General features: G+C 41.3%; 18 protein-coding genes and 1 tRNA gene. 12 read left to right on the top strand and 7 right to left on the bottom strand.

What is annotated here, in order from left to right:
* The first annotated feature begins 2 nt into the window (after positions 1–2).
* Positions 3–1,970 (top strand): hypothetical protein, encoded by a 1,968-nt coding sequence (locus PLE7327_RS20830; RefSeq protein WP_015145743.1) that lies wholly within the window; start codon positions 3–5, stop codon positions 1,968–1,970.
* Between the two features lie 163 nt (positions 1,971–2,133).
* Here the strand turns inward: PLE7327_RS20830 and PLE7327_RS20825 are convergent, their stop codons facing one another.
* Positions 2,134–3,549 carry a hypothetical protein gene (locus PLE7327_RS20825; RefSeq protein WP_015145742.1) on the bottom strand — a complete coding sequence of 472 codons (1,416 nt, stop codon included), beginning with the start codon at positions 3,547–3,549 and terminating at the stop codon, positions 2,134–2,136.
* A 240-nt stretch (positions 3,550–3,789) separates the two neighbouring features.
* Between PLE7327_RS20825 and PLE7327_RS20820 the strand changes: the two genes are divergently transcribed.
* The 4 genes from PLE7327_RS20820 to PLE7327_RS20805 all read left to right on the top strand — a co-directional run bounded on the left by PLE7327_RS20820 (position 3,790) and on the right by PLE7327_RS20805 (position 8,092).
* Entirely contained in the window at positions 3,790–5,073 is a 1,284-nt protein-coding gene (locus PLE7327_RS20820; RefSeq protein WP_015145741.1) for a S41 family peptidase, read from the top strand.
* Positions 5,074–5,192: 119 nt separating this feature from the next.
* On the top strand, positions 5,193–5,621 hold the full coding sequence (locus tag PLE7327_RS20815) for a photosystem I reaction center subunit II PsaD (RefSeq protein WP_015145740.1): 429 nt from the start codon (positions 5,193–5,195) through the stop codon (positions 5,619–5,621).
* A 115-nt stretch (positions 5,622–5,736) separates the two neighbouring features.
* Complete coding sequence (gene trpE / locus PLE7327_RS20810) at positions 5,737–7,257, top strand: anthranilate synthase component I (RefSeq protein ID WP_015145739.1); 1,521 nt, start codon at positions 5,737–5,739, stop codon at positions 7,255–7,257.
* 31 nt (positions 7,258–7,288) lie between these two features.
* Complete coding sequence (locus PLE7327_RS20805) at positions 7,289–8,092, top strand: M20/M25/M40 family metallo-hydrolase (RefSeq protein ID WP_015145738.1); 804 nt, start codon at positions 7,289–7,291, stop codon at positions 8,090–8,092.
* A gap of 164 nt (positions 8,093–8,256) precedes the next feature.
* Here PLE7327_RS20805 and PLE7327_RS25030 read toward each other — a convergent pair whose 3' ends face one another.
* Together PLE7327_RS25030 and PLE7327_RS24115 are read right to left on the bottom strand one after the other, a co-directional pair.
* On the bottom strand, positions 8,257–8,487 hold the full coding sequence (locus PLE7327_RS25030; RefSeq protein WP_217523241.1) for a hypothetical protein: 231 nt from the start codon (positions 8,485–8,487) through the stop codon (positions 8,257–8,259).
* Between the two features lie 6 nt (positions 8,488–8,493).
* Positions 8,494–9,141: a hypothetical protein gene (locus PLE7327_RS24115; protein ID WP_015145737.1), complete on the bottom strand. Its 648-nt coding sequence runs from the start codon at positions 9,139–9,141 to the stop codon at positions 8,494–8,496.
* Positions 9,142–9,286: 145 nt separating this feature from the next.
* Between PLE7327_RS24115 and PLE7327_RS20795 the strand changes: the two genes are divergently transcribed.
* The 5 genes from PLE7327_RS20795 to PLE7327_RS20775 all read left to right on the top strand — a co-directional run bounded on the left by PLE7327_RS20795 (position 9,287) and on the right by PLE7327_RS20775 (position 18,809).
* Positions 9,287–10,243, top strand: coding sequence for an isoaspartyl peptidase/L-asparaginase (locus PLE7327_RS20795; RefSeq protein WP_015145736.1), 957 nt, complete (start codon positions 9,287–9,289; stop codon positions 10,241–10,243).
* A 113-nt stretch (positions 10,244–10,356) separates the two neighbouring features.
* Positions 10,357–10,548 carry a DUF3096 domain-containing protein gene (locus PLE7327_RS20790; protein ID WP_015145735.1) on the top strand — a complete coding sequence of 64 codons (192 nt, stop codon included), beginning with the start codon at positions 10,357–10,359 and terminating at the stop codon, positions 10,546–10,548.
* Between the two features lie 211 nt (positions 10,549–10,759).
* Positions 10,760–16,237 carry an ATP-binding sensor histidine kinase gene (locus PLE7327_RS20785; RefSeq protein ID WP_015145734.1) on the top strand — a complete coding sequence of 1,826 codons (5,478 nt, stop codon included), beginning with the start codon at positions 10,760–10,762 and terminating at the stop codon, positions 16,235–16,237.
* The gene (locus PLE7327_RS20780; RefSeq protein WP_015145733.1) at positions 16,234–16,602 is read left to right on the top strand and encodes a response regulator; all 369 of its coding nucleotides are present in this window, start codon (positions 16,234–16,236) and stop codon (positions 16,600–16,602) included. Before PLE7327_RS20785 ends, PLE7327_RS20780 begins: the two co-directional genes overlap by 4 nt.
* A 41-nt stretch (positions 16,603–16,643) precedes the next feature.
* Positions 16,644–18,809, top strand: coding sequence for an AAA-like domain-containing protein (locus tag PLE7327_RS20775; protein WP_015145732.1), 2,166 nt, complete (start codon positions 16,644–16,646; stop codon positions 18,807–18,809).
* A 330-nt stretch (positions 18,810–19,139) separates the two neighbouring features.
* On the opposite strand, the gene PLE7327_RS20770 is transcribed toward PLE7327_RS20775, so the two are convergent.
* Positions 19,140–19,490: a 4a-hydroxytetrahydrobiopterin dehydratase gene (locus tag PLE7327_RS20770; RefSeq protein WP_015145731.1), complete on the bottom strand. Its 351-nt coding sequence runs from the start codon at positions 19,488–19,490 to the stop codon at positions 19,140–19,142.
* 65 nt (positions 19,491–19,555) lie between these two features.
* Complete coding sequence (locus PLE7327_RS20765; protein ID WP_217523239.1) at positions 19,556–19,810, bottom strand: hypothetical protein; 255 nt, start codon at positions 19,808–19,810, stop codon at positions 19,556–19,558.
* A gap of 162 nt (positions 19,811–19,972) precedes the next feature.
* On the opposite strand from PLE7327_RS20765, the gene PLE7327_RS20760 reads away from it, so the two are divergent.
* Positions 19,973–20,045 (top strand) — tRNA-Ala (locus PLE7327_RS20760).
* Positions 20,046–20,785: 740 nt separating this feature from the next.
* Complete coding sequence (locus tag PLE7327_RS20755) at positions 20,786–22,303, top strand: calcium-binding protein (RefSeq protein ID WP_015145729.1); 1,518 nt, start codon at positions 20,786–20,788, stop codon at positions 22,301–22,303.
* 118 nt (positions 22,304–22,421) lie between these two features.
* Here PLE7327_RS20755 and PLE7327_RS20750 read toward each other — a convergent pair whose 3' ends face one another.
* Together PLE7327_RS20750 and PLE7327_RS20745 are read right to left on the bottom strand one after the other, a co-directional pair.
* A complete protein-coding gene (locus PLE7327_RS20750) occupies positions 22,422–23,765 on the bottom strand; it encodes an oligosaccharide flippase family protein (RefSeq protein ID WP_015145728.1) in 1,344 nt (447 codons plus the stop codon).
* 12 nt (positions 23,766–23,777) lie between these two features.
* Entirely contained in the window at positions 23,778–25,922 is a 2,145-nt protein-coding gene (locus PLE7327_RS20745) for a hypothetical protein (RefSeq protein WP_015145727.1), read from the bottom strand.
* Positions 25,923–26,008 lie beyond the last annotated feature (86 nt).

Below are 26,008 nucleotides of genomic sequence, written 5' to 3'. Positions count from 1 at the left end.
TAATGAGCATTCTCGATCCTAACGAAGCAGCAAATTCATACCTTTTTGCCTTTTTCTGGGGAATTTTTGTTCTGTTGTCTTGCATCGGTTGGGGGGGAGCGATCGCCCTCTTTCTTTTCCCAAAAGACCGAGTTAACTGGGGGCAAAAAGCGGCTTGGGGAATTGCTTTTAGTATCATTTTTGGAGGAGTACTCAATCTTACTTGGACAATTTCGCCGACAACAATTATTATTCTCTTGAGCTTAGGTGTAATTGCTTGGGCAGTCAATTATTACCAGAATAGAAACTTAATTTTAAATAGTCTATTTCAGTATCTTCGTGATTGCCAGAAAGATCGATTAGTTTTAGTTAGCTCTATTCTAATTATTATACTAATTTTTGTTCAATATGCTGGTTGGGTTTCTACTAATAATTTTCATTCGCACGATGACTATCACGCCTATTTTGTCTTTCCTGAAAAGATGTTGCAAATAGGATCGATGGGACCCGATCCTTTCAGCGAACGAAGGTTGGTATCTTCTCTAGGAGGACAATCATTCTTACATACTTTTGTTCTGAGCATCCTTTCCGAACAAAATCTTCGTCTCATCGATCCGGGAATTGCCTCGATCGCAGTTTTCGGACTTATCCTAGGGTTTATTCAAGAAAAAAATCTCTTGAAAAGAATAGCAATTTTAATCTTAATCCCATGGCTGTTGATAATTCCGGCGTATAGAAATTCCACCAGTAGCGTTATTGGACTGGCTCTATTTTTGAGCCTTTTTTGTACTCTCAATTGGGATAAATTAAGAGCTAATAAATATATAGCCAATGCTGTAATTATAGCTGCGATAACTGCAGCGCTCTGTGCTGCAAAAACTAATTTAATTCCAGCCGCTGTTATTTTCCTGTCTTCTAGCTACTTTTTTTATATTGCCAGAACGGAAAATAAACAAAAAGCAATATTAGAGTTTTTAGCAGTCATAGTATTAACATTCATCTTTCTTCTTCCTTGGATGATTTCGCTCTATCAATCGTCGGGAACCTTACTATATCCCCTGTTAGGAAAAGGCTATCATGGCTCGGTATACGACGAAAAATACATACTACCTTACAGCGAACTCCTCTCATTCAAAATGCTCTTTGAGGTGTTTAAAACTGCAATTGATGTTGATTATATTGCTCTTGTTTTACTAATTATTAGCTATGTTGGATTACAACTTTGGAGAAAACCGGAGTCGAAAGAGCGCGCTGCATCTGTAGCGCTTACAATTAGTGCCTGTTTAGGAGCGGCGATCGTACTTTTAAGTACTGGAGGTCGTAGCTCTCGTTATACCTTTCCTTTTGTCTTTGCCGCGATCGCTGTCTTGACTGTTATTATTTTGAGTTATGTAAGCAGTCAAGAGCAGGATAAATTGCCAAAAAATTGGACTTTCGTGCTGATTAGTGCGATCGCGCTCGGCATGCTTATTGGAAGTGGCAATGGTTGGAATGCATCAATAGAATTTTACCAAAGCCAACTGGAAAATATTCGACGTGGAATCGCTAACGAAGCCGTAGTGTTTGAATCAACAGAGGTCGATGAATATACTAAAATGCAGCGATCGGTTCCAGCGGGCGAGACAATTTTAACAAGGCTAGATAAACCTTTTTTACTCGATTTCAAGCGCAATCAAATCTTTATTATTGATGTGCCTTGTGGCGCTAGTCCTCTCCCCGGCATGCCTTGTTTTAAGGGAGAAAAATTATTGGCAGATTATCTAACTTCCCAATCAATTAGATATGTAGCATATGCTTATATAAGCGAACCAGCAGCTAAGGGCAGCTTTTGGAAAAAGGCGGGAACGTCTCATCTCCACCCATGGGTCAGAGTTGCGGTAGAGCACACTTTGGATTTTCACGAGAATTTGAAAAAACTTGGCGAAACGAGAAGAAGGATTTATGACGATGGAAATATTTTTGTTATAGATTTGTTGAATCACAACAAGTAAAACTTTTAAAAGTTGTCCCCTAATTTTTGATTTCATAATTGCCCAACAATGAAAATCATTAACATATTCTTAGAAAATGGGGAAACAAAAAATACTATTGCACTGTGTCTGCTTTTATCTATTATTAACTCACCCTAACGCTTTTTGGTTTTGCTATAGAATTCTATTTAACTTTGCATTCTATCAGTCTTTTTGGCAACAACATATCCATATCTCTAGTGGGATTGGCGGGTACTTGAACTAAACCATCTTCTCGGTTAGAGCCAGAAGCTTTAGCCATGCACAACCCTTGTTTGAGAGAAATAGTTGGTTGAAAATTAGCCGTCTTAATACTATGCCAACCCGTTGCTATGTATAAACCGACTAGAGAACAAATTAGTATGTTATTAATCTTGAGCTTGGCAATCTTAAAGCTGCTAAATCTTTCTATTAAATCGGCTAGCATTACAAACGTCATAAATATAAATATTAAATTTGAAGCCATAGTATAAACAGTCACTCTTAGCGATTCGACATTTTTCATTGCTACTAATAAACCTGGTCTCCAATAGACAGTCATCCAAGAAATACTAATCAGAGAGTACAGACAATATATCAGTAGTTTTTCTCTTGAAATTAGCGTAAATACTACTAGAACAAAAAGAAAAAAAACTATTAAAGATTCTGGCAATCTAGCATAAATAGGAGCTAATAGCTGATTAAACCATAATTTTCCAAAAAAGAGTTTATAGCTATATTCCATATTTGGAGGATTGCCATATACCGTGGCATAAGTCTTTGGCTTTAAATCAATAATTAAGATACTTAAAAAGTAAATAATCGTTCCAATACAAAGTATAAATAAACTTATTATTGAGTTTTTTGATATAGGTTTAAAACTTGTTATATTAATCCCAATTTTAAATAATATAAAGAGTATTTTAGCCAAATAATCTATAAAAATAAAAACAAATAAGAAAACATTAATAGGTTGAGTTATTATGCACAAAAAAATCAAAAAATCAATCAAGTATAGAGTACAATTTCTGATTTTATCGATAAATAAAATGCGATAACCAACTAGCAAAAAACAAAAATATATAGACAAAAATCCAACATTTAATATTCTTCCAAAAACCAAAAAGCTATCCATTGGTCCCAGATCGACTAAGCAAGTACTGATAGCAATAGCAACTAGATACTTAACTTCGATCTTAGAATGAAATAGAAGAATGGGAAGACAAAAGATGCAGGCATAGATTAAGTATGACATTACTGCTATTATTCTTGGCAGAAAGAGAATTTCCCCATTAAAGAAAATTTGATTGATTCCTAAACCTAAAGCTGCAATAAAAACCTTGAAAAATTGCAGGTAGCCTTTCTGAACAAAGTTTAGATATAAAGTTTGCCAAAATCCGTGATTGATAACGCCAGCAATGTAGTCTCTTCCATCTTCTCCCCAAAGATCTTCCCTGACAAAAGAAACTGGATTTCGGAGAAAAAGCAAAATTGCAGCCATTAGAACGAAGGCAAAATAGAAAAATAAAAGATTTTTCCGCCGATCTAAAGCTTTTGGCATGGGTAATGTTTTCTCACTCATCTACCACTCTTTGAATTCTTAGCCGCTTGCGTAGTTCCCCGCATACCTATTGCCTGCAAGATGTTGCGGTCTATCGCTAAATTTTACGGCGATCGTACTTATCATAGATGATGTTAAAAGTCGATCGCTATTGACCAAAGGATGCGATCGCTTGCTATTTCTGGCAACATTTGGGAGTGCGTTATCGTTATGAAGGGGCAGCCAAACTGACAGCTCGACCCTTATGCAACAGTTTTCTTTATGTCATTTAACAGGAAAGGCTACAAATTTCCTAAACTAAGCCACTGGGCTAGAGTTACTCTCATTAGCCTGTCCATATGGCTGCTATGTAGCTTATTACCAATCATTGCGACCTCACAAGAATCGCCGTCTGTACTTTTTGATGAAGTGTGGGAAACAGTTAACCAAAATTTTTACGATCCAAAATTTAACGGCGTGGACTGGAGGGCAATGAAAGAGAAGTACGAACCGCAGGTGGAAAACACTAAGTCTGTCGAAGAAGTTGCTATCGTTATCAATCAGATGCTCTCGGAATTGAAAACTTCTCACACGCGTCTCTACACTCAAGCAGAACCTGCTTACTATCAGCTTTTGGGAATTTTTGACGGATACAGCGAGCTACAACAAAAAGCCAAAAAACATCTTCCCAATGGCAAGCTTGAATATAGCGGCATTGGGGCATTTACCAAAGAAATTGAGGGCAAAACCTTTGCGATCGCTATTCTAGACGATAGTCCTGCCGCTAAAGCCGGATTGAAGGTAGGAGACGAAATACTAGAAGCAGATGGCAAACCCTATCAACCGATTAAGTCTTTTCAGGATAAAGTAGGACAGAAAGTCAAGTTACTGGTTCGACGAACCGCCGATCCCAACTCTCCAGAAGAAATCGCGATCGAACCCAAAATCTACAACGCGACTCAGATGTTTTTGGAAGCTCAGAAAGCTAGCGTTGAAATAATTGAAAAAAACGATCGAAAAATTGGTTACATTCATATTTGGTCGCGCGTCAGCAACGAGCGAGATCTGCGACAGTTTGAAGAAGAACTAATCTACGGTCGCCTTAAAGGGGCAGATGGATTAGTTTTAGACTTGCGCGACGGTTGGGGCGGTGTAGACATGGGCTATCTTCGCCTGTTCGCGGGCAAAAGTCCCGACATCGTCAATACCTCTCGCGATGGCAGTCGAAATAAGATTAGCTACGATTGGGAAAAGCCAGTCGTCGCCTTGGTTAACGAAGGAACCAGAAGCGCTAAAGAAATTCTCGCCTTTGCTTTTCAAAAATACAATATTGGTAAAGTGGTTGGCTCGAAGACAGCGGGATATGTCGTCGCCGGTCGTCCTTTTTTGATGAAAGATGGGAATTTGCTCTATCTAGCCGTTGTCGATGTCTCGGTCGATGGCGAAAGATTAGAAGGAAAAGGCGTAACGCCAGATATTAGCGTTCCTTCTCCGATTCCCTACGCTCAAGGAGCCGATCCCCAGAAACAGAGAGCTATAGAAGTTGTTCTAGAAGCTATATCTTGAAGAAGTCGATCTGACTTCTGGTTCCTGGATTTGTTACAGTTCTTGACAAAGCGATCGGTCAGCGACGAACTCAGTGATAGGATTCCCTAAAATACCTTCGCAAGAGATAACATTAAATTATGGCAGAAGCGCTTACTGGAAAACCTCCCAAGTTCGGTGGCAGCACTGGTGGCTTACTTACCAAAGCCGACGTAGAAGAAAAATATGCTATTACTTGGACTAGCCCCAAGGAACAGGTATTTGAAATGCCTACTGGCGGGGCAGCCATCATGAACGAAGGAGAAAATCTCCTCTATCTCGCTCGCAAAGAGCAATGTCTGGCACTGGGCGCCCAGTTGCGGACAAAATTTAAGCCCAAAATCGAAAACTATAAAATTTACCGGATTTATCCCAACGGTGAAATCCAGTATCTCCATCCCGCAGATGGCGTTTTCCCAGAAAAAGTTAATGAAGGTCGCGTCGCGGTTGGGAAGAAAGACAGAAGTATCGGCAAAAATCCAGAGCCAGCAACGCTGAAGTTCTCTGGTAAAATGCCATACGATGTCTAAATAATTCGGTTATCAGTAACCAGTTGGTTCGGCGACCCATAATTAACAACTGAATAACTGGTAACTGATAACTCATGTACAGACGCAATATATCGCGTCTCTACCGTAACTGACCATGATTTTTCCCGATTTTGCTCAGTTTTCTGCCCTGGCTCAACAGGGCAATTTTATTCCGGTCTATCAAGAATGGGTGGCTGACCTAGAAACCCCTGTCTCTGCTTGGTATAAGGTGTGTGCGGGTCAGCCTTATAGTTTTTTATTGGAATCGGTAGAAGGCGGAGAAAAACTAGGACGTTATAGTTTTTTAGGGTGCGATCCGGTTTGGATTTTGCAAGCTAAAGGCAACACGACGACGCAAACGTATCGCGATGGCTCATCTCAAAGCTATGAGGGCGATCCTTTCGAGATTCTGGCTGGCTGTCTAGAACCCATTCATCCCGTGAAATTGCCTCAACTGCCGCCAGGAATTGGCGGTTTATTCGGGGTGTGGGGATACGAACTAATTCGTTGGATCGAGCCGAGAGTGCCAATATATCCAGCAACTGATGAAGATTTGCCCGATGGGATCTGGATGCAAATCGATAATTTGATTATTTTCGATCGCGTCAAGAATAAAATTTGGGCGATCGCCTATGCCGATCTACGCGATAAAACGATTAGTTTAGAAGAGGCATATCAACAAGCTTGCGATCGCGTAACGAAGTTAGTCATCAAACTACAATTGCCGCTACCTGTTGAAGCCGCCGCGCTAACGTTGAGAGACCTCCCACAGGCAACTGAGTTGGAATACCAAAGTAACACGTCGCGATCGCAGTTCTGCGAAAACGTCAGAAAAGCTAAAGAATATATCCGTGCGGGAGAGATCTTTCAGGTAGTTCTCTCCCAACGCTTGCAAGCTCCTTTTAGCGGCAATCCCTTTGAACTGTATCGCTCGCTGCGCACGATCAATCCTTCTCCCTACATGGCATATTACAACTTCGGCGATTGGCAAATCATCGGCTCCAGTCCAGAGATCATGGTTAAAGCCGAACGAACGGAACAAGGAGCGATAAAAGCCACTCTGCGTCCGATTGCGGGCACTCGCAGGCGTGGAAAGACGACGGCTGAAGATAATGCTTTAGCAGAAGATTTGTTAAAAGATCCTAAAGAAATCGCCGAACATATCATGCTAGTAGACTTGGGGCGGAACGATCTCGGTCGGGTTTGCGTTCGGGGAAGCGTGAAAGTGGATGAATTTATGCTAATCGAGCGCTATTCGCACGTCATGCACATCGTCAGTAATGTGGTGGGAGAATTAGCGCCGGCAAAGACGGCATGGGATTTGATGAAAGCCTGTTTTCCGGCTGGAACCGTTAGCGGTGCGCCGAAAATCCGGGCGATGGAAATTATTCACGAACTCGAACCAGAACGGAGAGGACCTTATTCTGGAGTTTATGGATACTACGATTTTGAAGGTCAATTAAACAGCGCGATCGCGATTCGTACTATGGTCGTTCGCCCAACCAATGACAATCGACATTTGGTTTCCGTGCAGGCGGGAGCTGGATTGGTAGCAGATTCCGATCCAGAACAAGAATACGAAGAGACGATGAATAAAGCCAGAGGTTTGCTAGAAGCCATTCGGCGTATCAGTTAATGTGAAAAGCTGCCTGTATAATCACCTGACAATGCTCGTACGCGAGCGAGATCCCTACCTAGCCTCGGCTGGACATTTTTTCGTTCAACAATATATCCGCCAAGAACTTCAACAATGGGGAGAGGTAGAAACCCATGAATTTCAAATTCGGGGCAACACCCACAAGAATCTCATTCTTAACTTACCCAGTTTAGGGAATAAAACCTCTCCCCCCATTTTAATCGGCGCTCATTATGATGCCGTTCCAGGAACCCCAGGCGCAGACGATAATGCTTCTGGCGTAGCCGTGTTGTTGGAGTTGGCAAAAGCTTTTGCTGCCGAACCGCCTCAGTCTCCAGTCCGCTTGGTTGCCTTCGATCTAGAAGAGTACGGCTTATTGGGAAGTGCTGCTTATGCAGAGCATTTGAAGCAAGCAGGGCAACGCCTGCGCTTAATGCTGTCTTTAGAAATGCTCGGTTATTGCGATCGCACTCCCAACTCCCAGCGCTATCCAATCGGACTCCAGTATTTTTATCCCAATCGCGGTGATTTTATTGCTTTGATCGGCAATTTGTCTCCAATTGGAGACATAATTCGTCTCAGCCGTATCATTCGTCGCTCTGGAACGCCCTGCGAATGGCTGCTAGTTCCCCAACAAGGTCGATTAGTTCCTGCTACGCGACTGAGCGACCATTCGCCGTTTTGGGATCGGGGCTATCGAGCCATTATGGTCACGGATACGGCTTTTATGCGCAATCCCCACTACCACCAACCGAGCGATCGCATAGAAACGCTAGATTTAAATTTCCTTGCCGGAGTTTGTCAGGGATTGATTGAGGGAATTCGCCAACTTTGACGATCTTTCTTGCAGTCTCAAGACGAGAAGACGAGCGATCGCGTTTTTGAATCGCTAACAATTGAGTCGAGCGGCGATAAGTAACCTTGAAACAAAGCAGAAAGCGGTTCGTTCTGTTCGCTGGATTTGAATGGTTATGCCGCAATATATGTCTAGCTAGGTACTCAAGAAAATTCAACCTTTTTGTTCATGAGTTCTGCTGCTGCGGCTTTCTGCATTTCCTGCCAATTAGAAAACTGAGTTCTTTGGCTGATAAACTCATCCCATTCAGTTTCAGGGATGGCGAGAAAATCCTCAGCAGACTCAACAGAAAAACCACTTGCTTGTAACATTGATTCAAAGCTTGAAAATTGCGTGTAGCTCTGCATAAAACTGGGAGTGAAGAACTCAGCCAATGAAACTTACTGAAGAGTACTCAACTCCTCTAGTAGCGAAACGTAGGCAAATGAGTTGGCTGAAACGCCTTGTTGGGCTAGTTCAAATGGCACGCATTTCTTTACACATTTCCTTGATGTATCGACAGACAGCTTAACATGAATTTTTTCTTCAGATGCATTATGAAGTTTTAGAAAAGAGTCAACAAATTGTGGTGGGACAAAAAAATTATTTGGAAAAACACAAACTCCTTCGTGCTTAATATCAACTTTAGACGCATCTCCGCCTAGTTTGGTAACTAATATTCGTTTGTTAACGAAAAACGACTCGGCTATTTGCGTGAAGAGGTGCGCAGCTTCGGTTCCGATATATACCTCTGACGATTCAAATGCCTTGAGGTATATAGGTGGAAAAAAAGACTTATGAAGGCGTGTGTTTGGCAACTCAATCATGAGCGATAATCCCTTTGCGGTTAAAGGAGAATTTGCATTATTTGTAATTTCCAAAATTATGTTGAGAGATAAACTACTGCCATTTCGCTTTATTGCCCATGCGCTTTTAACTGCAACTGTAACCTTTGCTTTGTAAGACCACAGCGCGAACGCGAGAGAAAATGTTGATACGACAAGCGAAATAGTGCTGATAACGATAGGCAAGTTTTGACTGATAATCATAGATTAATAGTCCAACTATTTATTATCTGAAACCTTATTAACCATTTTTGCTAACCCTGCTACAGTTCAGTTCAAAAAACTTTACTAATTAGAGACGGATAACTGCTAAGCTAGCTGATGGATTAGGCAAATAGAAAGGGACAGTATGACCGATCGGCAACCCAAACTCATCATTCACGGCGGGGCTGGCAGTTCTCTCAAAGGGAAAGGCGGACTGGAAGCTGTGCGTAAGTCTCTCCATTTCGTCGTCAAAGAAATTTACGATCTGCTGCTGCAAGGGACGAACGCTGTTGATGCTGTTGTTCGGGGTTGCCAGCTACTAGAAGATGACCCTTGCTTTAATGCAGGAACGGGATCGGTTCTGCAATCGGACGGACAAATCCGCATGAGTGCATCTCTGATGGACGGGGCGGCGCAACGCTTCAGTGGCGTTATCAACGTCTCTCGCGTTAAAAATCCGATTCAGCTCGCTCAAGCGCTGCAAAACGAATGCGATCGCGTTCTTTCCGATTATGGCGCAGCAGAACTGTTGCGAGAACTCAAGCTTCCCATTTACGATCCGCTCATCAATATCCGCCTGCAAGAGTGGATTCAGGAACGAGAAGATAACTTTAGGAAAAAGATGGCAGGAGTTGTTGCCGAACAGGCGTTGGTGACTTCTCAGGAAGCGCGACGGGGTACGATTGGTGTCGTTGTCCTCGACAAGCAAGGACGATTGGCGGTTGGCACTTCGACAGGCGGTAAAGGGTTGGAGAGAATCGGACGCGTGAGCGATTCTGCCATGCCTGCAGGGAATTATGCCAGCAAATATGCGGCAGTAAGCTGTACGGGAATTGGCGAAGATATCATCGATGAATGTCTGGCGGCGCGGATTGTGGTGCGCGTCAGCGACGGGTTATCGCTAGCAGAAGCGATGGAACGTTCGATGAAGGAATCCTACGAGCATCGACGAGATTTAGGTGCGATCGCGCTGGATGCTACGGGTGCGATCGCGTGGGGAAAAACCAGCGAAGTTCTACTCGCTGCCTATCACGACGGTAAGGCAATCGGCGATACCCTGGAATGGTCGGGGAACGAGTTAATCGGTTATCTCAACCCCTAACAGAGTAAAGCGTTACTTTTACCTCCTAAGATATATTCGCCTTGGCTTGAGTTGAGCTAAGTTAGAAGCACGTTTTCTATTAAAAGCGCTCCGATCGCTAGAAGGGAGGAAATATGCTTGACTATAGGTTTCTTCCTCAAATGCTTCTCGCTCAAGAAGTGGTGCAAGTACATCTCAGGATTAATGGACTGCTTGCGCTTTTGGCAGGCATCTTGATTCTCGCAATCCCCAGACTTCTTAACTACATCATGGCTATTTACCTAATCGTAATAGCAATAATAGATCTTTTTGGCTTACGCGCCTAGATCTCATAGAGAGATTTTTGCGATGACAAAAAGGAAAATAAACTGAAACTTTCTGTGCAATCTTCCATTTTGGAGATATTAGACGGATTTTTTGGGTCTTAAAGATCGCTAGAGTTCGAGGCAATAAGAATCTTCAAAGCCAACCGAGCTTATAATAAAAATCATATCGAATTCAGTTGATAGCTTCGCTAGAGAAGCGGAAGTAATTGATATGAATAAACTTATAAATTACACGATTACTGAAGTAATTGACCGAGATGGTCATACAGTTATCTGTCGAGGTTATCGCAACAAAGATGGTAAAAATTTTATTCTAAAAACTTTTCAAACCGAATCTTTTCAACCTACAGACATTCTTCAACTACAACAAGAATATCAAATTACTAAAGAGTTAAATATTTCAGGTATTCTCAAACCCTATGAGTTAGAAATATTTCAAAATAATATGGTTTTGGTTTATGAAGATTTTGCAGGCTTACCACTTAAGACTTATTGCTTTAATAATAAAGTGGTGATCGCGGATTTTTTAAAAATTTCTATTGAAATTGTAGAGATTATTCAAGCTATTCACGAACGCGACGTTATTCATAAAAATTTAAATCCTCAAACAATTTGGCTCGATCCAGTCAATCAAACAGTTAAAATCACCAATTTTAGTCTAGCATCTACTCTTTCAGATGAAAATCAGATTTTTACTAATCCCAGTATATTAAAAGGCAATTTAGCCTACATATCTCCCGAACAATCAGGTCGCATAAATCGCTCAATAGATTATCGTACTGATTTTTATTCTTTAGGGATTACTTTTTATGAAATTCTGGCAGGTTGTTTGCCTTTTTTAACAACCGATCCCATGCAATTAGTTCACTGTCATATTGCCAAAAAATTCGTGTCGCTTCATCAGCTTAATCAAGAGATTCCTCAAATAATTTCAGATATTATTGATAAGCTATTATGCAAAACAGCAGAGGATAGATATCAAAGTCATTACGGACTTAAAAATGACTTGGAAAAGTGCTTAATTCAGTGGCAAAAAAAAGGCAAAATACAAAAATTTATATTGGCTCGTCAAGACGTTTCTAAAAAATTAAAAATTTCTCAGAAACTTTATGGCAGAGAACAAGAGATCGCAACATTGTTAAATACCTTTGAGAGCGTCAGTCAAGGAAAAAATAAACTTATTTTGATCTCGGGTTTTGCAGGCATTGGTAAAACTACATTAGTCAATGAGATTCATAAACCTATCATTCAAAGAGGAGGTTACTTTGTTTCTGGAAAATTTTCTCAACTAAAACGAGATATTCCCTATTATTTTCTCATTGAAGCATTTCGTGAATTGATTCTTCAGATACTAACTGAAAGTGAAGAAAGAATACAAACTTGGAAAGAAAAACTTTTAGAAGCTTTGGGAAGTAATGGTCAAATTATTATCGATGTTATTCCAGAAGTTGAATTGATTATTGGCAAACAATCGACTGTACCACAACTATCAGCGCAAGAATCTCAGAATAGATTTAATTCCGTTCTTCAGAAATTTATCGGAGTGTTTAGCCAGAAAGAACATCCTTTAGTTTTATTTTTTGATGACTTACAATGGAGCGATCTCGCTTCCTTAAATTTAATTCATTTGTTAATTACTCAATCGGAGATTAAATATCTACTAATTGTTGGTACATATCGAAATAATGAAATCAGCGATAGCCATCCTTTAATGATAACTTTAAAGAAATTAGAAGCTTTAGAGATAAAAGTTGATACTTTAATGCTTCAGCCATTAAATACTTACAATATTAGACAGCTAATCGCCGATACATTTACCTGTCGGGATAATCTGGTTAATCCTTTAACAAAACCAATTTTAGATAAAACGCATGGTAACCCTTTTTTTATTAATCAACTTCTCAATTTTTTATACAAAAAACAACTGATAAAATTTAATTTTAAGAAAAAATGCTGGCAATGGGATTTAGAAAAAATTAAAAGTCTGCAAATCGCTGATAATGTAGCCGAATTTGTGGTTGACAAAATTAAGAAGCTTTCAACAGCTACGCGAAAAACCCTAGAAATCGCAGCTTGCTTAGGAAATCAATTCAATCTAAATACTTTAGCATTTGTGACTGGAGACAATTTAAAAGAAACAGAAAATAAACTATGGGAAGCCTTAGATAAAGGCTTAATTTCACCCAGTGAAAATTATTATAAAATTCCTAACAAGCTTGACAGCATTTTGCCCGAACTTGACATCAAAGAAAATAGTAAATTTACTTATCACTTTATTCACGATCGCGTTCAGCAGGCTGCTTATTCTCTCATTCCAGAAGAAAAAAAACAAAACATTCATTTAAAAATAGGAAATCTATTTTTAGATAATACTTCCCCAGATAAATTAGAAGAACGAATATTTGAAATTGTCAACCATTTAAATGCAAGCAGTCAACTAATCAAAACTAAAATTGCAAAAGCGCGACTTGTCAGACTAAATATGATAGCGGCAAAAAAGGCTAAGCGATCTTCGGCTTATGAAGCTGCTTCAAACTATTTTGAAACTGCTCTCGGTTTCTTGCTCGGAGATAGCTGGAAAACGGATTATCAATTAAGTTTTTCTCTCAATCTCGAACTGGCAGAGTGTGAATACTTGACTGGAAAATTTGATAAAGCAGAACGAAGATTTAATTTAATTCTTGAAAACGCTAGAACTAAAGTCGATAAAGCTCAGGTTTATATACTTAAGATAGTTTTATATACCAATATCGGAAAAACTAAAGAAGCCTTTGAGTTGGGAATACAAAGTCTTAGTCTTTTTAAAATTAATTTAACTAAAACCGATATTAAAAAAGCTATTCAAAGAGAATTTAGCCGAATTCAATTTCAACTTGCTGGTAAAACTCTTGACGATATCTATAACTTGCCTGAAATGGTAAATAAAAATTCAAGAGCTATTATGAATATTTTTATGAGTTTAGCTGCACCAGCTTACTTTATCAATTTAGATTTGGGAATTCTCTTAATGTTAAAAATGATGAATAGGTCTTTACGTTATGGGAATACAGAAGTTTCTGCTTTTGCTTATAGTGCCTATGGACTGATTATAGGATCGGGTTTTGGTAACTACCAAAGCGGATATGAATTTGGACAGTTAGCTTTTCAAGTTAATAAAAAATTTCAGAATCTTACTTTAGACAGTAAAATTTATTTCATGTTTGGTGCTTTTATTAATCATTGGAAAAAACATACCAAAGAAGATTGGTATTTTTTAAGGAAAGCTTTTGAATTCGGAAATGAAACAGGAGATCCTAATTTTGCTACCTACGCTCTTAACGATCTGGCATCAAAAATATATTTAAAGGGAGATCCATTAGCTCTAATTGCTCAAGAATTAAAAATATTTACAGATTATGTAGATAAAAACAAAAATATCCATGGAATTTATTTTCAGAGACTTCTTCAGCAAATGATTTTATGCTTGCAAGGGTTAACCGATTCTGCACTTGAGTTTAGTAATAATAGCTTTAGTGAAGCAAAATATTTAAAAGAAATACAAGAGCTTGACCTTGGCATGCATTTAAATTTTTATTATATTCTTAAACTGCAATTGTTTTATTTATTTAACAACTACAAGCTAGCTCTTATTGTAGCAAAAGAATCAGAGAAAATTTTAGCTTTTTCTTTTGGTGTATTACGAGTTGTCGAACATTACTTTTATTATTCATTAACTTTATTAGCACTTTATTCAGAAACCACTGAAGAAATACAGAAATGGAATTATTGGTCAACTATCTTAGAAAATCAGAAAAAATTTAAAGTTTGGTCGGATAATTGTCCGGAAAACTTTTTACATAAATACCTATTAATTTCCGCAGAGATTGCGCGCATCTCTAACCAAGACTTAGAAGCAATGGAACTTTACGATCGCGCGATCGCATCAGCACGCGAAAATGAATATTATCTTAACGAAAATTTGTCTAACGAACTAGCTGCTAAGTTTTATCTTAGTAAAGGCAAAGACAAAATTGCTAGAGTCTATCTAAGGGATGCTTACTATGGCTATCTGAGATGGGGAGGAATGACTAAAGTTAGGCATTTAGAACAAAACTATCCTCAGTTCTTCTCAAATACCATCGTGCAGAAAAATATTGAAAACGATAAGATGCTACATTCTAACGCAGACGAATTGCCAAGTACTTCTGTAAACAAAGTTCCCTCTTTTTTTTCATTCGATCTATCTACAATTCTAAAAGCTTATCAAGCCATATCGAGTGAGATTGCCTTAGGAAAGTTACTAGAAAGCCTGATGAAAATTGTAATTGAAAATGCTGGGGCGCAAAAAGGTTTTCTCATTCTGGAAAAAGAAGGTAAATGGCTAATTGAAGCAGAAAGTTCGGTAGAGTCTGAAAAAGTCGCCACCTTGCGATCGATTCCTATAGACTTTATTAATTCTGCTACTCAAACGACTCTTTTATCAGTTGCTATTGTCAACTATGTTATCCGAACTCATCAAAATGTCGTTTTCGGCAATGCTACTTGCGAAAAACAATTTATTGCCGATTCCTATATTGTCAAAACTCAACCTAAATCGATTCTCTGCATTCCTCTTATTCACCAAGGCAAACTTTGTGGAATTTTGTATTTAGAAAATAATTTAACTACAGATGCTTTTACTCCCGATCGCGTTGAAGTTTTACAAATGCTTTCATCTCAAGCAGCTATCTCTATTGAAAATTCTCGTCTTTATGAACGATTGGAAGAATACAGCAGAACTTTAGAGATAAAAGTAGAAGAAAGAACGCGAGAACTTCAACGAAAAAATGAAGAATTAGCTAATGCTCTACAAACATTGAAAAAAACCCAAGCTCAAATAATTGCTCAAGAGAAACTCGCCTCTCTGGGAACCCTAACAGCTGGAATCGCTCACGAAATTAAAAATCCTCTCAACTTTGTTAACAATTTTGCCGAACTATCTATAGAGTTAGCCCAAGAACTTCTCGAAGAAATCGAATTGCAAAAAGATAACCTAGATTCGGATAGCTTAACTTATATCCAAGATATCTTACACGATCTCAGTCAAAACGCACAAAAAATTAACGAACATGGCAAAAGAGCTGATAAAATTGTGCATGGAATGCTAATGCACTCGCGGGGCGAAAGCGCCTCCCAACAACTAACTGACATCAATGCACTGCTTGCAGAAGCTGTCAATTTAGCCTATCACGGAATGAGAGCCAAGGATTCTTCTTTTTATGTTGCTATAGAAACCCATTATGACGATAGCCTCGAACCCATCTATGTTATTCCTCAGGATATCAGTCGAGTTTTTCTAAATATCATCAACAACGCTTGTTACGCCCTCCATCGGAAAAAAACCGAATATCACAATCCCCTCAATAGCGAAGAGCAAGAATTCTTACCACTGTTAGTTGTTAGCACTCAAAATTTAGGCGACTCCGTTGAAATACGCATTCGCGACAATGGCAATGGAATTCCGTCAGAAATTGCCGACAAAATATTTACCCCCTTCTTCACGACTAAGCCAACCGGAGAAGGAACGGGTCTAGGTTTATCTATCAGTCACGATATCATCGTACAAGCCCATCAAGGCGATATTCGCATTGAAACTGAAGCTTCTCGATATACTGAATTTATTATTACCTTACCTAAAACTGTTGTCCCCGACCGAGGAAGACCGATATGAAAGTCATGGTAATTGATGATGAAAAAGATGTTCAATCTTTATTTACTCAAAAATTTAGAAAAGAGATTAGACAAGGAGCCATTAACTTCTCTTTTGCTTTTTCAGCAGAAGAAGCTCTTCAAACTTTAAAGGTCAAAAATTCTGAATATCTCGTTTTAATCTTGGCTGATATCAATATGCCGGGGATGAATGGAATAGAACTGCTGAAAATCCTTAAAGAAAACTACCCTCAAGTTAAAGTTTTTATGATTACTGCTTATGGAGACGAGCAGACCTATCAAATCGCCATGCAATACGGTGCAGATGATTATATTAACAAACCGATAGAATTTGAGACGCTTAAGAAAAAAATTTGGAATTTATAATAATAAATTTAATAAAAATTTGTACTATCTAGGAGAAAATAATGCCAGATAAAATCCTGGTAGTAGATGATGAGTTAGACTTAGAAACTTTACTTCGTCAGAGATTCAGAAAAAAAATTCGCCAGAATCAACTCGAACTCATTTTTGCTCATAATGGGATTGAAGCGCTAGAAAAATTAGAAGTTTATCCCGATATCGATGTAGTATTGACCGATATTTATATGCCAGAAATGGATGGGTTAACCTTGCTTACCAAACTAGGAGAGAAAAACCCAATTATCAAGGTCATTATTATGTCTGCCTATGGCGATCTCGACAATATTAGAGCCGCAATGAATCGCGGTGCGTTTGATTTTTTAACCAAGCCGATCGATTTTCAAGATTTAGAAATTACCACCAACAAAACGCTACAACACGTCCAGCAGATGAAAGCTGCTTTGAAAAAAGAACGACTCGCACAAAAGGCACAAGCCGAACTATTAGTCCATCTTCAAGAAGAAGTCGCGAAACGTCAAAAAGTAGAAGTTGCCTTGCGAGAGAGCGAGCAACAACTGACTCAATTTATAGAAGCCGTACCAGTCGGGATTTTTGTGGTCAGCGCTAGCGGGGAACCCTCCTATGCCAATCAAATGGCAGAGCAAATCTTAGGTGAGGGAGTCGTTCCGGGTGTGACAGTCGAACAATTAACCAAGATTTATCGTGTCTATCGACAGGGGACGGAGCAACTTTATCCGTCTAACGAACAGCCAATTTTGCGAGCATTAAAGGGTGAAAGTATCACCATCGACGATATGGAGATTCGCCAAGATAATAAGATAATTCCCGTGGAAGTATCGGCTAGTCCAATTTTTGACGAAAAGGGTCATATTACCTATGCGATCGCGGCTTTTACCGACATCACGGCTCGCAAGCGAGCAGAAGCCGAGCGCATTAAGTTTACCGAAGAACTGCAACAGGCAAAAGATAAGTTAGCCGAATATAGCCGTACCCTGGAACAAAAAGTTGAAGAACGTACCCGCGAGCTGTCACAAACCCTAGACGTTCTTAAAGCAACGCAAGCAAAATTGGTGATAGAAAACGCACTGCTCAGAAGCGCAGAATCTCCCTCTACCTATGAATATCAGGTAGGAGGAAGCTTGCCGATGGATGCGCCAACTTATGTCGTGCGTTCTGCCGATCGCCACCTTTACAGAGCGCTAAAGTTGGGAGAATTTTGTTATATTCTCAATTCTCGACAGATGGGCAAATCGAGCTTGCGAGTGCAAATTATGAAGCGACTCCAAGCTGAAGGAATTCGATGTGCGGCGATCGACCTCTCAGAAATCGGCAATCGACAGCTAACCATGGAACAGTGGTATGCTGGCTTTGTTTACATATTAGTCAGTCATTTTAACCTCCTCGATCGCGTCGAACTGCGGACTTGGTGGCAAGAGCATTCTTTTCTCTCTCCCGTACAGCGTTTAGGAGAATTTATTCACTCGGTTTTACTGGCAAAAGTTTCCGAACCTATTGTGATTTTTATCGATGAGATTGATAGCGTTCTTAATCTGGATTTTCCCATCGATGACTTTTTTATTTTTCTGAGAAATTGTTATAATAAACGAAGTGATTTTTGTGAATATAAACGCCTAACTTTTGTCTTACTAGGGGTAGCAACTCCTTCTCAATTAATTGACGACAAAAAGCGCACTCCTTTTAATATCGGTCAGGCAATTCAACTCAATGGATTTCAATTACACGAAGCCCAACCCTTATTACAGGGATTAACCGAGAGAGTTAGCAACCCGCAAGCCGTGCTTAAAGAAATATTGGCATGGACGAATGGACAACCATTTTTAACTCAAAAACTCTGCAAACTGATTCGCCATTCTACCTCGACAATTCCCACTAACCAAGAAAAAGAATGGATAGAAAAATTAGTGCGATCGCAGATAATTGAAAACTGGGAATCTCAAGACGAACCCGAACATTTACGCACGATTCGCGATCGTATTCTTAGTAGCGAACTCAATCCAGTTAGCTTGCTCAAGCTTTATCAAAACATTTTGTCTCAACAAAAAATTCTTGCCCTCGATAGCCCCGAAGAACGGGAATTAATCTTATCAGGATTAGCGATTAAACACCAGGGGTTTTTAAGCATACATAATCGGATTTATGAATTGATTTTTAATGAGAATTGGGTAAAAAGAACCTTATCCTTAGTTTAAAAAAATTGGTTGTTGTATTTACATAATTCTTTTCAAATTTTTACGAGCTTTTTAGCCTTTGTATAGAAAAAATGAGTTGAAGTTTATCTTCTTTTGAGTCTGTAAACTGCTTCGTTTGGTTATACCATTTTTAATTTTTTTAATCGGTCTTCTACTTGTACCTTATACTCCTGTAACGCGATCGCTAGCTCGTGTAAGTTTTTCTCTCGATCGCTTTTATCGATCGCATTTTTTAAGAAAAGCCTAGCAAATTTTTTTGCTTTTCAAGGTCGAGCTTTTCAAGGAGAATTTTTTTTGATAAATTTTCTCATTTTAGTTATTGCTAAAAATTTAGGAAAATTGAGAATTCATAATAGCATCCGTCTTCGCTGCCATCACGAAGTCATTTTTGTGCAGCCCAGAAATAGCATGAGTCCACCAACTTACGGTGACTTTTCCCCATTCGGTCAGTAAGGCAGGATGGTGTCCTTCTTTCTCTGCTTCGTCTCCAACAGCATTGGTAAACGCGATCGCACTCTTAAAGTTAGGGAACTTGTAAACTTTTTCTAGGCGCAGCACTCCCTCGCGTTCGATAATCTCCCAGCCAGGAATCTGGGGCTTGAGTTGTTCGATTTCAGCTTGAGTAATAGGCTGAGATTTTGAGCTGCAAGCTTCGCACTTTTGTTGTTTTAGTTCTGTCATGGTTGGTAACTAAAACACTTCTTTATTCTCTAAAAATTATAGCGAGCAATAAAGTGCAAAGTCATTTATACGGCTGGGAAAAGTTTTTCGGAGCGAAGACGGCGTTTGCCCCTCATTTGTCGCCGCCAGATTCCTATTCCCAAACTTACCAGAGAGAAAATTTTCTCTATCAGTTCGATTTGTACCAGTAATCTTTGGTAGCGTTGTCTGAGTTCGTGAGTTCCTTGTTTTCCTCTTAGGACAACCTCTGGCGCGGGATAAAAAATTCTGTGAAGGCGACGTTCCACCATTGTTAATGTTTTAGCGACTCTCGCGAGCACTCGCCGCAATCTCCAAAGGCGAAAAGCGATATACAGGTTGAACAGAGTTAAACACAAATTAAAAACAATGACAAATATCAGCATGGCAGCCCCAGGGAAAGACTCCAAACCAAGCAAAAAAATCTACAATAATGCTAGGATAGTTTATCTAAAAGTATTTAGGGGGAATTAGCTCAGTTGGTAGAGCGCTGCGATCGCACCGCAGAGGTCAGGGGTTCGACTCCCCTATTCTCCATAAAAGAATAAAGATTTGGTCAAGATTTTTCCTTCTCACAGAGGCGCATCCCCATAATTAGTCATAATAATAAATCTTGCGATCGCGTCACTGTCAATTCAACTCTACCTGTTTGAGTGACCAAACCCAAATCTGCCTAAAATCCCTTCGCCCCTTGTGGGAGAAGGGATTTAGGGATGAGGGGAGCCAACTCTACAGCAGTCTCCACTTTTGACTCTACCTGCTTGCACTTCGTCATGTTGAGTGCAGCGATCGCGAAACGAAACATCTTATACCAATTCGCAATTCACAATTTGCAATTCGCAACGATCGATCGGTTCGCAATTAGTCAGCAGTTCTGTGTGGCGAGTTTTTGACGGTAACTGTAGGGAAGTAAGGGCGAGTTTTTAGATAAACCCGCCCTTACTTCTCAATCTAAAATCCTTTCATCCAAAATGGTATTAGTATACCAACTTCAAACAGAGATTTTTCGTTACGTTCTCCTGCACTGAGAATGACAAAATAGACTTTTGGGATGTCCTCTAAAAAATCTTATAGAATCTAGTTGGTTAAAATTTAAGGGCGCTCATTTACAAATTATAATATTTAATTAACTTTAATTACAAACTCATTCAAACAACTAAAGAGCAAAGAAAAAAAAGTGTAACTTTATTGCAAAAAAAACTCCAATAGAATTCTTGAAAAAGATACGATGAAAGTAGATTTTTCAAAAATATCTAAACTGATTTAGGAGGTCAATTATGGCTCTTATAAAAGGAGATTCTTTTGACAATAACCTCCTTGGTACTCCTAATAACGACACAATTTTAGGCTTTGAGGGAAAAGATACTCTTTTAGGTTTAGGAGGTAATGATAGCCTCGATGGAGGACAAGACAGCGATTTACTCGAAGGCGGACAGGGAGATGACACTCTCTACAGCGGAACGCTCGATGATGATTATTCGAGTTTTGATCTCGATACGCTGCGCGGAGGAGCTGGCAACGATCTTCTCTACGGCGAGGAACTTGGCTACGCTAGTCTTCTCCTCGATGGCGGAGAAGGCAACGACACTCTTATTGGTGGACGAGGAAACGACACCTTGATGGGAGGAGCTGGCGATGACTATCTGAGCGCATACCCTAGTTACGATGAAGGCTTGTGGGGCGACGATATCTTTTATGGCGGCTCCGGCAACGACACTCTTATCGGGGCATGGAATAATACTCTTTATGGAGGAAATGGCAATGACAGTCTTGATGGATGGTTTTCTGTCGGCTATGGCGGAGATGGCGATGACATCCTTTCTACCGAGTCCAATGGGAACGACTCGCTTTACGGTGAAGGGGGCAACGATAGCCTCAACAGTGGAGCTAGCAATGACACTTTAAAAGGCGGCTCTGGGGATGACACTCTTAATGGCGGACAATATTATGTCTACGCTCGCTACCGTCTCTACACTGGAGGCGGTAGCGATTTCCTAGATGGCGGTGCTGGCAATGACGTACTCTATGGCGGTTTCAGCTTTGAAGAAGGCAACTTCGTGTATGGCTGGGATGATGTAGACAACGACACCCTAATCGGTGGCGCTGGCAACGACACCCTCTATGGAGAAGAAGACAGCGACAGTCTCGATGGCGGTAGGGGGAATGACTTGCTATACGGCGGCGGCGAACGGAACTTTCTTATAGGCGATCCCCCGTACTTCTCCCTCCTAGACTTGGACGATACTCTCATCGGTGGTGCAGGTGATGACACTCTCTATGGAGACAATGGCAGCGATCGCCTCGATGGTGGCAGGGGAAACGATTGGCTCTACGGTGGCGGCAAACAGAACATTGTTGACACGCCCAATGGTCGGGTAGAACTAGATGCCAACGATACCCTCATCGGCGGTGCTGGCAACGATACCCTAATCGGAATGCTCGGCAATGACTCATTGTCGGGCGGAGATGGCGCAGATCGGCTTGACGGCTACGGTTCCGATCCAGATCCCGATGCGATCGATACTTTGTCGGGCGGTCGAGGTGTCGATACATTTGTTCTCGGCAATGCTTCTGGTGCTTACTATCTGGGAGACGGACGCGCAATTATCGAGGATTGGAAAGCCAACGATCTTCTCGAAGTCTATGGCAGTCTGGATGATTACTCCCTCGATACGACCGCTAATTTAGTCGGCAGTTCGGCTGTAGATACTCAAATTTTCTACAACAGCGACTTAATTGCTATCTTGCAAGACATAACTAACATTAGTATTAGCGATGACTTTGTTGTTGTCTGATTTTTAGATCCCTCGTTAGCTTGCATAGCTGAGGTAAAATCTCGCTGCTGTCGCGATCGGGCAGCTGCCCGATCGCGCCATCGCGGAGGCGTATAATGTATACTTTTCAAACATCCTCTCAGGCAAACAGGGTATCTAGCGGAAATCCAAACCCCAGGAAATATCTTCCTGCCAGTACGATCGCCAATCCCAATAGAAGTAAAAGAGTCGCTTTGAGATCCTGTTGGAAGGTGCTGAGTTCTTCGCGCCAGAGACCGTAGATATTCATGAAATAGAGTTCTATATCGTTAAGCGCGATCGCGATGACGATTCCCAACACTCCTAAATAATAATACCCAACAAATAAGCCGATACAAACGTGCAGGCTCTTAGCCAGCTGACCGTAGGCTTGATAGTTGGGTTTGCCGATCGCCATTAGAGCTGTGCGACTGGTATCAAATAATAAATAGGGCCAAATGCCTAAAGCCAGAATGGGAAGCATCCAAGCTGCCTGGGCATACCTTGAATCGTAGAACTTTAAAATGAGTATGTCGCCAAAGCAAACCAAAAGAATAATCAGCAATCCTACGCCAGTCAGGATCCCCTTGCGCTTGCTGAGAATTTTGGCTCGAAAACTCTCGCGAGGCAGGTGAGCAAACTGGGACATTAGCGGCAAAATCATCTTGCCAGAAAGTTGCCCGATAACTTGCTGGGGAAGGCTGGCAAAAGTAAAAGCTACCGTGTAGATGCCTAACATGCTAAAAGAAAGCAGTTTTCCCATAATCATGCGATCGGCTTGGGTGGCGAAGAATGTCATCGCAGTCGAGACAAAGATCCATTTCCCAAAGGAAAAAATTTCGCGCACAGCCGCTCGCTCCCAAGCGAAGCGATTGGTATAATTCGGGATTAAGCGATGGCTGAGGATCGTTTTCAACAGTGCCGCAACGAGATTACCGACGATCAATGCCCAAATCGAGGGACTCAACCACGCCCAAGTAACCATCACGACTAGAGCAATAATTTGCGTCACTAATTCCAAGAGGGTTAGCTTGCCTATGAGCATTTGTCGGTTAAGCGTATAGAGAGAAGTAGAGTTAAACCCGGCAAAAATCATGGTCAACCCAACCAAAGGAACGATCCCTATCAATCGCGAATCGTTATAAAATTCGGCAACGGGCAAAGCGAGCGCCTGACAAATCGCCCATAAGACAAAGCCGCGCAAGACTTGCAAGCTCCAAGCCGTATTGAGAAAATCCGGATCGTCTCCCCGCTTGCTTTGAATGATGTTTGGTGCAAATCCGACATCGGAAAACATATTCAAACCGATGAGAAAGGTTGTCACCAATGCCATCAGCCCAAAAAGTTCGGGTTCGAGCAGGCGCGTCAGGATCAGGTTACTTACCAATCGCAATCCCTGACTCAGACCATAACCCGCAAACGTCCAAATTGCCCCGCGAATCGCCAGACTTTTCAAAGATGTCATAGAAACACGAAATTATTGCCTTTCCAAGATTAGTGGAAATAGGGGCAAACAGGCTAGTCCTATAGCTGTTTGAGTGCGATCGAGAAAGCTGAGGTCGTGCGTCTGTCCCCAAGTAGCGGACGCTAGCGGTTCGGTTGTTGCGCCTGCGTTCTGAATTATGGTCGCATTGGGCAGTTTTTCGCTTATCCAAGGAGATAGCACGTGCCAAACGGCTTGCATCGATCCCCCGCTACAAATAACTTGTTCGATCGCTCCCGCCGATTTACCCGTTTGGATCGACAGGGAGTCGATCGCTGTCTCTAACCGCTTCAAGTAGGGCAAGACCACTTTTTCGCTAAAGTCTTGACGCTTGACCCCCCACTGACAATTACCCAGTCGAGCATTAAATGCTTCCTGCTGCTGCAAGATCATTTTTGTCAGCTTGGCAGCTTCTAGAAACGATTGCCCGATGGGATGGCTTTGCAAGCGCCATCGCAAATTTTCTCGCTTTTGCAGGTCAGGTTCGCCTGGTTGCGGCGGTTCCTCATCGAGTCTCGGGATGGAGGGATTGAGTTGGGAAGCCCACTGGGGATAGAGCAACTGAACTAGAATATCTTGGTCGATCGCACTGCCGCCGTAAGCAAAACTCTCAAGGCAAAAATCTCTGTTGCTCAAGGCTCGATAGTCTTCAGGAATATCTGCCAGGACTAATTCCGTCGCGATCGCGCCTGCATTGATGACCAACACAGTCGTTTGGGCGACGCAATTGAGACTTACGTGGGCCAGTAAAGTGGCGATCGCTTCTTCGAGAAAGAAAACTCGTTCGGCACTCTGTACTAACTCGATCTCCAATACGGTCTCTCGCAAAAGCTGCTTATACGGTTCGCCCCAGCCTGCCGGACAACTGAGGATTGCGCCTTCTAAGTGTTTCAAAACTTGGCGAAATGATTCCTCCGGCAATCCCATCGCTTCTACGATCTCTCTATTGACCGCTCCTGCCTCTGAAGGAATTAACATTGAAAATAAAGATTTGAGGGCTTCTCGGACTGGATTAGCAGGCGAACTGGTTAAATTGAGATTTTCTTTCCAGTTTTCCAAAAAAATTCCCGTTTTTTCCTTGGCTTTTGCCTTTGCCGCCTCTCCAACGAAACAATATAATTCCTGCGTTTCGTTGCTCGATTGACAATAAACCTCGGTGGGAAGGCGCGAGCAAAATTCTCCCTCTTGAGATATCCAAGCAAGCGGGTAGATTTGTTCTTTGTGGCGGTTGAATAGGACGGCAGCCAATCCCTCCGTTCCGAAATCGACTGCTAGATACCACCCTTGATGGGACTTTGTTGCTTCTTCTTGCCAATTTGGTTCGATTAAATCCGTTAGGGCAGCAATCGTCTGAATCTCTTCTGTTTCTTCTTCTGGCAGGGTTGGATAAATAATGGTATTGACTTCGCTGAGATCCCTCATCACGGCAGCCAGTTCTGCTTCTTTAGACTGAAGCGATTGGGTTGAAGAGCCTTCTATCTGTTGCGTCAGCCGCCGAACGTAAGCTAAAAATTTGGCTTCGCCTTGCTGTCCCAAACTGTGCATTCTCTCCAACCCTTGGCACAGGGAATCGTAATAGCCTTGCAGATCTTTTTCTAGGGTGGCGAAGACACTCCGAAAGCTAGAATCGAGAGAGAGCAACAGACGATTCGATTGCTCTTGCAGTCGTTCAAACTGTTCTAACTGAGACGGCTGGGAGTCGAGAGATTGCTGTTCTAGGGCGCTCTGGATTTGAGACAGTTTTTGCTGTACGGCTTCGTTGCAACGCTGTGCGAGAACCTCTAACTCTTCGGTAACGCTCTGCTGGTGCTGCTGTTGTTGCTGTTGCATTTGTGCGATCAGCAATTGTCTCTGTTGGCGCAATTGTTCTACTTCCGATTGCAACAGTTCAAACCAGTCGCTCAAGCGCCTATCGAGTCTAGACAGGACGGCTTGAGCAATTTGTTGGGCTGCTGTTGCGGAGGCTCCTGAAGAGGCGGCCCGATCTTGTTGAGAAGCAAGATATTGACGAACTCTCTCCAAAATAGCGGCGATCGACTCGCGCTCGCTCGGCTGCAACCCATCAAAAAGAGTGCTACTTTGGGAAAGAATTCTGTCAAGATCGGCAATAAGCCATTGAAGATCGTCCCGAACTGCCACGATAAACCCTTTATCTTTGGTAGGAAAGCGTTAATAACAAACCATTAAACTGCATATTCTTTGCTAGGCTTAAGCATAGCAGATGT

Source organism: Pleurocapsa sp. PCC 7327 (assembly GCF_000317025.1).
Classification (GTDB): Bacteria; Cyanobacteriota; Cyanobacteriia; order Cyanobacteriales; family Microcystaceae; genus Hydrococcus.
The sequence above is the reverse complement of the archived record's forward strand: the minus strand, read 5'-3'. Positions and strand labels throughout refer to the sequence as shown.